This window comes from Saccharomonospora sp. CUA-673 (assembly GCF_001942305.1).
Classification (GTDB): domain Bacteria; phylum Actinomycetota; class Actinomycetes; order Mycobacteriales; family Pseudonocardiaceae; genus Prauserella.
In genome coordinates this window covers 1-12898 of sequence record NZ_MKKE01000010.1, presented here as the reverse complement: position 1 = coordinate 12898, position 12898 = coordinate 1, and the positions used below count along the sequence as shown (strand labels likewise).

The 12898-nt window shown below is 72.4% G+C and carries 8 protein-coding genes, 1 rRNA gene and 3 pseudogenes; 1 reads left to right on the top strand and 11 read right to left on the bottom strand.

All coding sequences use genetic code 11. The features are described from left to right. Positions 1-32: 32 nt before the first annotated feature. Together BJF85_RS05670 and BJF85_RS05665 are read right to left on the bottom strand one after the other, a co-directional pair. Positions 33-692 carry an NUDIX hydrolase gene (locus BJF85_RS05670; protein ID WP_075846061.1) on the bottom strand — a complete coding sequence of 220 codons (660 nt, stop codon included), beginning with the start codon at positions 690-692 and terminating at the stop codon, positions 33-35. Then, positions 689-2385 (bottom strand): annotated as a pseudogene (locus BJF85_RS05665) (CTP synthase). Before BJF85_RS05665 ends, BJF85_RS05670 begins: the two are co-directional and overlap by 4 nt. Positions 2386-2481: 96 nt before the next feature. Between BJF85_RS05665 and aroA the strand changes: the two are divergent. Beyond that, positions 2482-3771, top strand: coding sequence for a 3-phosphoshikimate 1-carboxyvinyltransferase (gene aroA / locus BJF85_RS05660; RefSeq protein ID WP_075846104.1), 1290 nt, complete (start codon positions 2482-2484; stop codon positions 3769-3771). Here the strand turns inward: aroA and BJF85_RS05655 are convergent. The 9 genes and pseudogenes from BJF85_RS05655 to rrf all read right to left on the bottom strand — a co-directional run. Then, positions 3749-4698, bottom strand: a pseudogene (locus BJF85_RS05655) (copper transporter). The gene aroA and the pseudogene BJF85_RS05655 sit on opposite strands and share 23 nt — an antisense overlap. Further along, positions 4699-5880 (bottom strand): putative cytokinetic ring protein SteA, encoded by a 1182-nt coding sequence (steA, locus tag BJF85_RS05650; RefSeq protein ID WP_075846060.1) that lies wholly within the window; start codon positions 5878-5880, stop codon positions 4699-4701. It abuts the pseudogene before it with no gap. A gap of 218 nt (positions 5881-6098) precedes the next feature. Continuing rightward, positions 6099-7885, bottom strand: a pseudogene (gene recN / locus BJF85_RS05645) (DNA repair protein RecN); the annotation flags it as partial. 114 nt (positions 7886-7999) lie between these two features. Then, a complete protein-coding gene (locus BJF85_RS05640; protein ID WP_075846059.1) occupies positions 8000-8938 on the bottom strand; it encodes an NAD kinase in 939 nt (312 codons plus the stop codon). After that, positions 8935-9756, bottom strand: coding sequence for a TlyA family RNA methyltransferase (locus tag BJF85_RS05635; RefSeq protein WP_075846058.1), 822 nt, complete (start codon positions 9754-9756; stop codon positions 8935-8937). Before BJF85_RS05635 ends, BJF85_RS05640 begins: the two co-directional genes overlap by 4 nt. A 3-nt stretch (positions 9757-9759) precedes the next feature. Next, positions 9760-9963 (bottom strand): hypothetical protein, encoded by a 204-nt coding sequence (locus BJF85_RS05630; RefSeq protein WP_075846057.1) that lies wholly within the window; start codon positions 9961-9963, stop codon positions 9760-9762. 51 nt (positions 9964-10014) lie between these two features. Then, positions 10015-11028: an HAD-IIA family hydrolase gene (locus BJF85_RS05625; protein WP_075846056.1), complete on the bottom strand. Its 1014-nt coding sequence runs from the start codon at positions 11026-11028 to the stop codon at positions 10015-10017. Positions 11029-11032: 4 nt separating this feature from the next. Further along, positions 11033-12700, bottom strand: a complete 1668-nt coding sequence (locus BJF85_RS29670; protein ID WP_187346868.1) for a hypothetical protein — start codon at positions 12698-12700, stop codon at positions 11033-11035. A 106-nt stretch (positions 12701-12806) separates the two neighbouring features. Continuing rightward, positions 12807-12898 (bottom strand): 5S ribosomal RNA (gene rrf, locus BJF85_RS05615); the annotation flags it as partial.

Below are 12898 nucleotides of genomic sequence, written 5' to 3'. Positions count from 1 at the left end.
CCGAGTGACGCCGGCCCGGCCGCCGGATCTGCTCAGGGTTCGAGAATGCGCTCGGCGAACGTGGTCGGCCGGTGCCGCCACGGTGCGCCCGCCGCGCGCGGGAGACCGGCCGGCTCCCCTCCCCCGGCGAGCCCTCCCCCGGCGAGCACGGTGTGCGCCGCGAGGATCCCGCCGACGCTGGCGCCGTTGACGATCTCGCCGGCCAGCACCATGCGCACGGCCTCGGTCAGGGGCACGGTCGTGATGGTCAGGTCGGCTTCCTCGTCGCCGTGCAGTTCGCGCTCCACCGGACGCAGGTCGCGTGCGAGGAACACGCGCACCACCTCGTCGGTGAAGCCCGGTGAGGCCGCGACCTCGACGAGGGTGTCCCAGCGCCCCGCGGCCAGGCCCGCCTCCTCGGCGAGCTCCCTGGCCGCGGTGTCGACGGGCTCCTCGCCGTGGACGTCGAGCAGCCCTGCGGGCAGTTCCCACAGCCGGTCCCGCACCGGATGTCGGTACTGGTGGATGAGGGTCACCGCGCCGTCGTCGTCCACGGCGCACACGGCGACGGCACCGAGATGCTCGACGACCTCCCGCCGGGCGGTGCTCCCGCCCGGCATGGCCACCTCGTCGACCCGCAGGCCGACGACGCGTCCGATGTGGACGTCCTTGCTGGACCGGACGTCGAACTCGTGGGTTCCCGGCTCGCTCATCGAGGGCCCGCGGACTCGGGCAACTCGACGGGCAGCCGCTCGGCGGTGTGGTAATCCACCGCCGCCCGGATGAACGCCCCGAACAGCGGATGCGGTCGGGTCGGCCGGCTCTTGAGCTCCGGGTGCGCCTGGGTGGCCACGAAGAACGGGTGCTGGTCCGAGGGCAGTTCGACGAACTCGACGAGCCGGTCGTCGGGCGAGGTTCCGGAGAACACCAGGCCGGCCTCGGACAGCTGCGCCCGGTAGGAGTTGTTGACCTCGTAGCGGTGCCGGTGCCGTTCGGAGATCTCGGTCTCGCCGTAGGCCTTGGCGACCTGCGAACCCGGCTGCAGCTGCGCCGGATAGGCGCCGAGGCGCATCGTGCCGCCCATGTCCTTCTGGCCGGCGACCACCTGCTTCTGGTCGGCCATGGTGGAGATCACGGGGTGGGCGGTGTCCGGGTCGAACTCGGCGGAGTCGGCCCCGGTGATGCCCGCCAGGTTCCGCGCGGCCTCGACGACCACGCACTGCAGGCCCAGGCACAGTCCGAGCAGCGGGATCTTGCGTTCGCGGGCGAACGTGATCGCGCCGATCTTGCCCTCGATGCCGCGGATGCCGAACCCGCCCGGAATGAGAATGCCGTCCACATCGGACAATGCAGCGGCCGCCCCGGACTCGGTGAGCAGGTCGTCGGAAGGCACCCAGACGACCTTCACCTTGGCACGGTGGGCGAAGCCGCCCGCGCGGAGCGCCTCGGTGACCGACAGATACGCGTCGGCAGGTCGATGTACTTGCCGACGAGCGCGATCCGCACGGTCTCGTTCGGATTGTGGACCCGCTCGAGCAGGTCGCCCCACACGGTCCAGTCGACGTCCCGGAACGGCAGGCCGAGCCTGCGCACGACGTAGGCGTCGAGCGCCTCGGAGTGCAGCACCTTCGGGATGTCGTAGATCGACGGCGCGTCCGGGCACGCGATCACGGCCTCGCTGTCCACATCGGACATCAGGCCGATCTTGTTCTTCACGTCGTGCGGCAGCGGCCGGTCGGCGCGGCACACGAGCGCGTCGGGCTGGATACCGATGTTGCGCAGCGCGGCGACCGAGTGCTGGGTCGGCTTCGTCTTGAGCTCGCCGGACGGGGCGAGGTAGGGCACGAGCGAGACGTGCAGGAAGAAGCAGTTGTCCCGGCCCACGTCGTGCCGCACCTGGCGGCACGCCTCGAGGAACGGCAGCGACTCGATGTCGCCGACCGTGCCGCCGACCTCGGTGATCACCACGTCGGGACGCTGGCCGCTGCCGTCGCCGTCGGCGACGGCCATGATGCGGTCCTTGATCTCGTCGGTGATGTGCGGGATGACCTGCACGGTGTCGCCGAGGTACTCGCCGCGCCGTTCCTTGGCGATGACGGTCGAGTAGACCTGCCCGGTGGTGACGTTGGCCGAACCGGACAGATCGCGGTCGAGGAACCGCTCGTAGTGCCCGATGTCCAGATCGGTCTCGGCGCCGTCCTCGGTGACGAACACCTCACCGTGCTGGAACGGGTTCATGGTGCCCGGGTCGACGTTGAGATACGGGTCCAGCTTCTGCATCGTGACGCGGAGCCCACGAGCGGTGAGGAGCTGGCCCAGGCTGGAGGCGGTGAGCCCCTTGCCCAGTGAGGAGGCGACGCCTCCGGTGACGAAGACGTACTTGGTTGTCCGCGGCTGAAGTCCCACGGGCTTCCACCTTAACTCACGCCCGCGAGATCGCACCGCAAGGCCGGTCCCCCTCGCGTGGCGGGCCCGGTCGGGGCCCGGGAGTACAGTGTCGACGTGCCGACGGAACCCTCCTGGACAGCCCCACTCGCCGAGGCCGAGGTCGATGCCACGGTCCGCGTTCCGGGCTCGAAGTCGATCACCAACCGGGCTTATGTGCTCGCCGCGCTCTCGAGCGGCCGCACCTGGGTGCGCCGTCCGCTCGACTCCCGCGACGCGCGCCTCATGGAGGGCGCGTTGACGGCAATGGGCTGCCGCATCGAGCACGTCGACGACGGTGTCCGCGTCGGGCCGCTCTCCCGCGCCTCCGATGCGGCCCGGGTCGACCTAGGTAATGCGGGCACGGTGGCGCGGTTCACCCCGCCGTTGGCCGCGCTGGGCACCCGTGCGGTGCGGTTCGACGGGGACGCGGCGATCCGCAGGCGGCCGCTGTCGCCGCTGATCGGCGCGCTGCGCGACCTCGGGGCCGACATCGTGGACGAGGGCGGCACGCCGGGCGCTCCCCCGCTGACGGTGCGCGGGCGCGGCGGCCTGGCCGGTGGCGAGGTCGAACTGGACTCCTCGGCGAGCAGCCAGTTCCTGTCCGCCCTGCTGCTCGCGGCACCGGCGTTCGAGCACGGCGTCACGGTGCGTCTGGTCGGCGAGGTGCCGAGCGAACCGCACATCGCGATGACGATCGACATGCTGCGCCGGTTCGGCGCGGCGCCCCAGCGCGCCGGCAGCGAGTTCCACGTCCCGGCCGGACGGTTGGAGCTGCCGGAGTACACGGTGGAACCGGACCTGTCGACGGCGGCGCCGTTCGTCGTCGCCCCGTTGCTCACCGGCGGTTCGGTGCACATTCCGGACTGGCCGCGGCAGACCACCCAGCCGGGCGACTGGCTGCGAAGCCTGATCGCCGAACTCGGCGGCAAGGCCGTGTTCACCGGCGACGGACTGACCGTGACGGGCGGCGGCGGTCTACCCGGCATGGACCTCGACCTGCACGAGGTGGGCGAGCTGACCCCGGTCGTCGCCGCGCTCCTGTGCTTCGCGGACGGCCCGTCGACGATCTCCGGCGTCGCGCATCTGCGCGGCCACGAGACCGACCGGCTGGCGGCGTTGGCGACGGAGTTGACGGCACTGGGCGGCGACGTGTCCGAGACCGCGGACGGACTGACGATCCGCCCGGCCGCGCTGCACGCCGGCACCTTTCACACCTACGACGACCACCGGCTGGTCATGGCGGGCGCGGTGCTCGGCCTGCGGGTCCCCGGCATCGCCGTGGAGAACCCGGAGACGGTCGGCAAGACCTTCCCCGGGTTCGTCGACGCGTGGACGGGGATGCTCAGCGGCCTTCCTCCGGATTGACGCCCGGCGCGGGCCCCTCGGCGTTGCCCGCCGTGCCGTAGCGCCCCGCGTCGCCCTCGAGCTGCTCGCGCAACGCCAGCACGGCGGCGACCCGGCCGGAGTGGGTGTCGACGTTGTCCACGGTGGACAGAATCGACGAGGTCGCCGTGTCGGCCCGCGCCACCCCGACGGCTCCGCTGCCCTCGGCCGACGACGACTGTCCGGCGAGGACGGTGCCCGCACCGGTGCGGTCGAGCTGCGCGGCGAACCGGCTGATCGTCGCGGCCTTGTTGCCCGCGCCGTCGCCGGCCTCCTTGCCGCCGGTCAACACGATCGCCAGCTGCGCAGGCTGCACGTTCTCGCTCTGGTTCACGAATCCGCTGTCGGCGAGTCCGGACAGCGCCGCCGCACGCTCCGCGCGGGAGGCCTGCGGACGCGCGTTCTCCCCGTCGAGCAGCAACGTCGAGCCGACGAGCGCGCCGGCCAGGGTGCCCGGGTCGCCCGCGGTCGGGAACTCGGCCCCGGACGGCTGCAGGCGGGTGACGACCTCACGCAACTGGTCGGACTGGCCGGGGTCGGTGAACGCCTCGGTGAGCTGCAGTTCGCCCGTCACCTCGGCACCGGACTGCTCGACGCGTTCGGTGAGCGCGTCCCGGTCGGCCGAGCTGGCATCCGGCGTCGTCACGAACACGACGGACCGCTCGTCGAGGAGGCCGTCGACGACGTTGCCGCCGACCGAACCGGCGAACGCGTCGGAGTCGGCCAGCTGCCCCTGCAGCGCGTTGCGTTCGCTCTCCAGGTTGCTGACCTGCGCGCGAGATCACCGCGCTCGTCGGACAGGCCCGACAGCAACGTCCCGTTGAGCGCCGTCGAACCGAGCACGACCCCGATCGCCAGCGCCAGGAACACCGCGGTGATCGAGATGATGTGGTAGCGCAGGGTGATCACCTAGAACAGTCCCCTCAGCCATGTGACGAACGAATTCCAGGTGTCGCGCAGCCAGTCGACGTAGACGGTTCCGACGTCCGAGACAAGCAGCGCGGCCGCGACGACCACGAGGGCCGCCAGCACGAGCAGCACCACCGCGGCCATCGACACCCGGTTGCGGTGCAGCGTCGCGACGGCCTTGCCGTCGACGAGCTTCGTGCCGAGCTTGAGTCGCGTGAGGAAGGTCGACGGGTTCGACCCGGACCGTCCGTGGTCGAGGAACTCCCGCAGCGTCGCCTGGAATCCGACGGTCACCACGAGGCTCGCCTCATGCGTGTCGGCCAGCAGCAACGCCAGGTCCTCGGCGTTGCCCGAGGCCGGGAACGTCACCGCGCCGATGCCCAGGTCCTGGATCCGCTCGACGCCCGGCGCGTACCCGTCGGGCTGGGCGGGCACGACCACCTCGTGGCATTCCTTGAGCGTCTGCGCCTCGATGCTGTTCGGGTCGCCCACGACGATGTCGGGCGTGTAGCCCATCGACCGCAGCGTGTCGGCGGCCGAGTCGACACCGATCAGGGCGGGCCGGTGCTCGTTGATGAACTTCTTGAGCGTCTTGAGGTCCTCGGCGTGCTCGTTGCCGGGCGCGACCACCAGCACGTTGCGGTCCTTCAGCGAGATCCGCAGGTCGGGCACGCCGACGCCGTCGAGGATCAGGGCCCGCTCGCGGCGCAGGAACTCGATCGTGTTGGCCGAGAAGGCTTCCAGCTGCGTGGACATGCCCGCCTTGGCCTCGATCATCGAGTCGGCGATGCTCTCGGCCGTCTGCACCGTCCCGGACGCGAGCTGCTTGTCACCCGAGTACAGGGTGCCGCCGTCCAGGCGGACCTTGGCCCCGTCCTTGACGCGGTGCACGACGTCGGCGCCGACGTTGTCGACCAGCGGGATACCCGCCTCGACGAGGATCTCCGGGCCCAGGTTGGGGAACCTGCCCGAAATGGACGGTGCGGCGTTCACCACGGCCGCAACCTCGGCCTGGACGAGCGTGTCGGCGGTCGCCCGGTCGATGTCGACCTCGTCGAGCACGACGATGTCCCCGGAACCCACCCGCCGCAACAACTCCCGGGTACGCCGGTCGACGCGTGCCACTCCGCTGATACCGGGCAACGGTTCCTTGGCCCGGGTGAGCATGCCGGAGAGTTTCATGGCTCGATACTGACAAAAGTCTTGCCGGAAAAGCGTCGCGACGCGCCGGGGAACCCCACAGGATCACCGGTGGGGTCGCAGGATCGGCACCGTGATTACGTGCCGGTATCGGCCTTCTTCGTCGTTTTCGCCTCCGTCGAGGACTTCTGCGACTTCGGCGAGTTGGACGACTTGGCCGGTGTGGACGCCTTGGACGATGCGGACTTCGCTGCCGAGCCTCCCGACTTCCGGGTCGAGCCCGCCGATTTCTCCTTGTAGGCCTTGTACATCTCGGCGGCGCCGATGAGTTCCTCCGCGTGCGCCCGGCCCGCGTCGCTGCCGTCGAGTCCGGCGAGCATGCGGGCGAGTTCGTCGACGCGGTGCGCGGGGTCGAGCACGGTCACCCCACTGCGGGTGACCCCACCGGAGGTGCCCTTGTCGACCACGAGGTGCTGATCCGCGAACGCGGCGACCTGCGGCAGGTGCGTCACGACGAGCACCTGGTGTGTGCGGGCCAGCGCGGCGAGCCGCTTGCCGATCTCCACGGCGGCCCGGCCGCCCACCCCGGCGTCGACCTCGTCGAACACGAGTGTCTGCACCGGGTCGGCGTGGGCGAGCACGACCTCGATGGCCAGCATGACGCGCGAGAGCTCACCACCGGAGGCGGCCTTGTGCACCGGCAGCGGCTGCGCACCCGAGTGCGCCTTGAGCACGAGTTCGACCTCGTCGACGCCCTCGGGGCCGGCGTGCAGCCGCCGGCCGTCGACGGTCAACGCGTGGGCGTCGCCGGCGTCGGCCTCCTTCTGCCGCACCGGGAGTTCGATCTCGGCCTGCCCCATGGCGAGGCCGGCGAGTTCGTCGGTGACCCGGCCGGCCAGGTCGCGGCCGCGGCGCCGCGCGCCTTGCTGACGGCCGCGGCGTGCCCGGCGAGCTCGGCCGCCAGCTCGTCGCGGCGGGCGGCCAACGCGGTGAGCGCCTCGTCGGAGGTGTCCAGGCTCTCGAGCCGCGTGCGGGCGTCGTCGGCCCAGGTCAGTACGCCGTCGACGTCCGCGGCGTACTTGCGCGTGAGCTTCTTGAGCTCGGACTGCCTGGCGAGGATCTGTTCGAGTCGTTCGGGGTCGGCCTCGAGCCCGTCGAGGTAGGTCGTGAGCTCGGCCCCGATGTCCGACAGCAGCGTCGCCGCCTCGGCGATCCGCGGTTCGAGCTCGCGCAACGCCTCGTCGCCGACGCCCGACAGCCTGCGGCGCGCGTCGGCGAGCAGGCCCAGCGCCCCGGGCACGTCCGGATCGCCGTCGGCCGCCCCGGACACGGCGATCGAGGCGCCGGAGGCGGCCTCGCGGAGTTCGTCGACCGCGGCGAGTCGTTTGACCTGTTCGGTCAGCTCGACGTCCTCGCCCGATTCGGGTGCGACGGCCTCGATCTCGGCCAGCCCGTGTCGCAGCAGATCGGCCTGCTGGGCGAGTTCACGGGAGCGCGACGTGCGTTCCTCGAGCTCGGTGATGACCTCGAGCCACTCCCCTCGCACCCGCTGGTACTCGGCCAGCGGCGCGGCCACCGCGTCGCCGGCGAACCGGTCGAGCACCTCGCGCTGCTGGGCCGCGCGCAGCAGGTTCAGCTGGTCGTTCTGGCCGTGCACGGCGATGAGCTGCTCGGCGAGGTCGCCGAGCACGCCGACGGGCACCGACCGACCGCCGAGGTGTGCCCGGGACCTGCCGTCGGCGCTGACCGACCGCATCGCGATGACGCTGCCGTCCTCGTCGACGTCGGCGCCGGAGTCGGCGACGATCCCCGCGGCACGCTCGCCCGCGGTGGCCACCCCCTCGAAACGCCCCTCGACGGACGCCTTCGTGGCGCCCGCGCGCACCTTCGACGCCTCGGACCGACCACCGGAGAGCAGGTGCAGCCCGGTGACCACCATGGTTTTGCCCGCCCCGGTCTCACCGGTGACGACGGTGAATCCCGGGTGCAGTTCGAGCAGGGCGTCCTCGATCACTCCGAGGCCCTGGATTCGCATCTCGGCCAGCACGGTCCCACCGTATCGGCAGTCGCCGACAATTCCACCGCCGACGGCGGGCCCGTTCGCCCGCGCCGCGGTTCGGCCGGGTGGGCGGGGCCCGCTCGACGAGCGGGGTGGGCAGGCTCACCCGGGCAGGTCGCGGTCGTGCCGCTCGCGCCAGCTCTTGACCGGCAGGGAGAACTTGTGCACCAGCCGGTCGGTGAACGGCCCGTCCCACAGGTGCGCCAACCGGACGGGCACCCGGCCCGCGGTGACGCGCACCCGCATGCCCGGCTCGAGGTCGACGTGCCGCAGGCCGTCACAGGTCAGGACCGCGGGCGAGCCGTCGGGGTCGACGCGGACGGTGATCACCGACTCGCGCGAGACGACGAGCGGTCGCGAGAACATGGCGTGCGCGTTGCTGGGCACCACCAGCAGCGCCTCGACGTCGGGCCACACGACGGGTCCGCCCGCGGAGAACGCGTAGGCGGTCGACCCGGTCGGGGTCGAGCAGAGCACACCGTCGCAGCCGAACGCCGACACCGGCCTGCCATCGACCTCGATCAGCGCGTCGAGGATGCGTTCGCGCGTGGACTTCTCGACACTGGCCTCGTTGAGCGCCCACGTCCTGGCCACGACCTCGTCGCCCTGGGTCACGGTGACGTCGATCGTCATGCGCTCCTCGATGCGGTAGCGCTCGTCGACGACGCGTTCCACGGTGTCGGCCAGCGCGTCCGAATCGGCCTCGGTGAGGAAGCCGACACGGCCGAGGTTGACGCCCAGCACGGGCACGCCCGCGGAACGGGCCAGTTCGGCCGCGCGCAGCAGCGTGCCGTCGCCGCCGAGTACGAGCACCAGTTCGGCACCGGCGGCCGGATCGCCGCTGAGGTCGGCCACCACGCACGGCGCGGCGTCCGGCGGCCCGATGAGCAGCCGCACCTCCTCGTCGACGACCCGCAGGCCGATCCCGGCCCCGGCCAGTCGCGCAGCCACGGCGCGGGCGGCATCCCGGGTCGACTCGCGGTCGGGGTGCGCGACGAGCAGCACCTCGCGGCCCGGCCGCCCCTTCTCCGGCGGCGTCACTGCGGGCCCTCCGCGACGGCGGTCCGCACCAGCTCGGCCGGGTCGGTGTCGGGCTCGCCGGCCTCGCCCTGTGCCTTGCGCAGCCATGCGAAGAACTCGACGTTGCCTGACGGGCCCGGCAGCGGGCTCGCGGTGACGGCCTTCGTGGTCAGCCCGTGCTCGGCGGCCACGTGCAGCACGCCGAGCACGGCCTCGGTGCGCAGGGCCGGGTCGCGCACGACACCGCCGCTGCCGAGTCGCTCCTTGCCGACCTCGAACTGCGGTTTGACCATCGGTAGCAGGTCGGCCCCGTCGGCGGCACACGCCGCGAGCGCGGGCAGCACGAGGCCGAGGGAGATGAACGACAGGTCCGCCACGACCAGGTCCACCCGACCGCCGATGTCGTCGGGCGTGAGGTTGCGGACGTTGGTCTTGTCGAGCACGACGACGCGTTCGTCGGTGCGCAGGCGCCAGTCGAGCAGTCCTCGGCCGACGTCGGCGGCGACCACCTCGCGCGCGCCCTCGCGGAGCAGGACGTCGGTGAATCCGCCGGTCGACGCGCCCGCGTCGAGGCAGCGTTTGCCGGCGACGGTCAGTCCGTCCGGGGTGAACGCCTCGAGGGCGCCGAGCAGTTTGTGTGCCCCGCGGGAGGCCCAGCCGGGGTCGTCGTCGGTGCGGACGACGATGGCGGCGTCGGCCTCGACGCCGGTGGCGGCCTTGCCTGCGACCATCCCGCGGACGGTCACCCGGCCCTCGCCGATGAGGGTGCTGGCGTGTTCCCGGGATCGCGCCAGGCCACGGCGTACCAGTTCCGCGTCGAGACGCGCCCTACGCGCCATGTCTCACACCTTGTCGATGCTGGACAGCGCGACCGTCAACTCCGTGTGCACGGCGTCGAAACGTTCGACGTGCTCGGCCACGGGCAGCCGGTCGAGCTCGTCCAGCGCGGCCACCGCGTCGTCGATGCCGCCGCGCGGGTCGGTGTCCTGCGGTTCCGGGTGGGGCTCGCCTGCCGGGTCGGCCGGCTGGTCGGTGTGTTCCTGCACGGCTCAACGTTATCCGATCTCCCCGCGACAGCGGCGACGAGTCGGGCCGTGTCAGGGCGTGGGGTCGAGCTCGGCCAGTGCCGCCTCGGCGCGCTCGTCGCCCGCGCGGACGTCGGTGACACCGGAGCGCCACGCGACGCCGCACAGGGCGCGGAGCAGGCCGATCGCCGAACCGTCCGTGGCCGTGTCGGTGCGCGTGTGCGTGGCGACGAGGGCCGGGCCGTCGACGGTGACGTGCCAGGACTCGTCCGGTCCGACGACGGAGTCGTCCGCAGGCGCGTCGAGGGCGGCCATGTCGGCGGCGATGTATCCGGGACGCTGGTGCGGCGGCGCCTGCAGCAGCGCCGCGGGGGTGACGACGCCGGTCAGCACGGCCAGCGAGGCCATGTCGGCGGCGACGGCGCCTTCGATGTCGGTGTCGAGCCGGTCGCCGACGACGAGTGGGCGCGAGGCCGCCGCCGAATCGGCCGCGAGCCGCAGCAGCGGTGTCTGCGGTTTGCCCGCGACGACGGGTGCCCGGCCGGTGGCGGCACGCAGCGCCGCGACCATCGCCCCGTTGCCGGGCAGCTGGCCGCGTTCGGTGGGCAGGGTGGCGTCCTCGTTGCAGGCGACCCACACCGCCTCGGCGCGGACGGCGAGGCAGGCCTCGGCGAGGACGGGCCATGCCGTGTCCGGCGAGTGGCCCTGGATGACGCCGGCGACGTCCGGATCCGCGGTGCGTACCGGTTCGAGCCCGGCGTCGGCGACCTGCGCGGCGAGCGCATCGGTACCGACGACGAGGGCCTTCTGCCCCGCCCGGAGGCGCTCGGCGAGCAGCTGCACGCCGGCCTGGGCGCTGGTGCTGACCTCGTCGCCGGTCGCCGGCACCCCGACGTCCTCGAGGTGGGTGACCACCGACGCCGGCGCCTTCGAGGCGTTGTTCGTCACGAACCGCACGGCCACGCCGTGCTCACGGGCGCGGGTGATCGCCTCGGCCGCGCCCGGCACGGGGTGGGCGCCGCGGTAGACGGTCCCGTCGAGGTCGAGCAGCAGTGCGTCGTGGCGGTCGAGCAGCGTGTCGCCCACGACGTCACTCCCCGGCGAGTTCGGCCGCCCGGTCGGCGGCGTCGGTTTCCATGTCGCCGTCGGCCTCGGCCGCGTGCAGGAACCACCGGACGGCCTCGTCGGTGCGGCCGGCGGCGGCGAGGTTGTCGGCATAGGCGTAGAACAGGCGCACGCTCCACGGCTGGATCCGGTCGGGGTCCAGGTCGTCGCCCTGCAGGGTCACGACGGCGGCGTCGAGCTGGTCCAGGTCGCGGCGCGCGCCGGCCTCGACGATCTTCAGCTCGATCGCGACGTCCTTCGGCAGCGCGGACGTGTTGGTCTCCTTGGCGATGTCGAGGGCCCGCTCGGGCCTGCCCATCGCGCGTTCGGAGTCGGCGATCACGGCAATGTGGGCGTCGGAGTGGGTCATCCGCCGCACCGCACGCAGTTCCGTCAGCGCCTCCGACCAGTTACCGGTGTGGTAGGCCGCGAGACCGGCCGCTTCCCGCACCACGGGGATGCGCGAGGCGCGCTTCTTGGCGTACCGCGCGTGGGCGAGAGCCGCATCGGGGTCGGTATCGAGCAGCATGCCGGCGGCGACGAGGTGCCGGCCGATCGTCTCGGCGAAGTCCTTCGGCAGCGAGCGCAGGTCGCGCCTGGCCTCGCTGTCGAGCATCGAGTACTCGGCCTCGTCCGGCAGCTCCGGCGCGTCGAGCAGTGCCCGGCCCATGGACCGGTCGTCGCTCTCGTCCCTCGGGTTGCCGTACCTGCCACCGGGTTTGGGGCCCGACTTGAAGCCGGGCTTCGAGCCATGGCTGGAGCCCGATCTGGAACCGTAGCCCTGTTTGCCGGTCGGCTTGTCGCCGTACTTGCCGCCGGAACCGCCGCGGTAGCCGCCGCCACCGCTGCGGGCCGGGCCGCGATCGTCCCGCCGGTCCCGGCCCCGGTTGTCGCGGTTGTCGCGGTTGTCCCGGCGGTCGCGGTCGTCGCGGGAGCCGCGGTTGTCGGCCGTGCGGTCGTCGCGCTTCCAGCCGTCGCGGTTGCGTCCACCGTCGCGAGCGTCGCGCCGGTCGCGATTGTCCCGGCTGTCACGGTTGTCACGGTTGTCCCGGCGGTCGTGGTCACCGCGCGAGTCGCGGTTGTCGAACCTGCGGTCGTCGCGCTTCCCACCGTCGCGGTTGCGGTCTCCGCGCGGTCCACCGTCGCGTCGCCGGTCGTCACCGCCGCGGTAACCGCCGCGTGTGTCGCCTCCGCGGTAACCACCACGGGATTCGCCGCCCCGGGAGCCGCCACGTGGGTTGTTGTCGCGCCGGTCGCGGTTGTCGCGGTTGTCACCGCCCCGGTTGTCGCGACTGTCTCGGCCACGGTCGTCGCGGGAGCCTGGCCGTCCGCCTCGGAAGTCGTCGCGCCCCCCGGGGCGTCCACCGCGGGAGTCGTCGCGCCGGCCGTAGCCACCCGAGTTGCCCGATCCGCCGCGGCGATCGTCCCGCCCGTCGCGGTCGTCGCGGTCGTCGCGCTTGCGGCCGTACCCGCCGGAACCGCGCGCGCCACCGCCGCCGCCCGACTGTTGGCCGCGGTATCCACCACCACGCTGTCCAGGTGTGCGATCGCCGCTCTTCCCGCTGCCGGGGCGTCCTGGCCTGCCGTGACCTTGTCGGTCACCACGTCCGCGATCGTCACGGTTCGAACGGTCGCGCCCGCTCGTGTCGGACACGAGTCCTCCCACTGTTGAAGTTCTTCCTGAGCATACGTGTAGGGCCCGCCGGGCGCCCATCTCGCTCGAGATAGTCGCCTCCGACGGGCCCTACACATCATGTTGAGTTCGGCGGTGTCCTACTCTCCCACACCCCTACGAGTGCAGTACCATCGGCGCTGGCAGGCTTAGCTTCCGGGTTCGGAATGGGACCGGGCG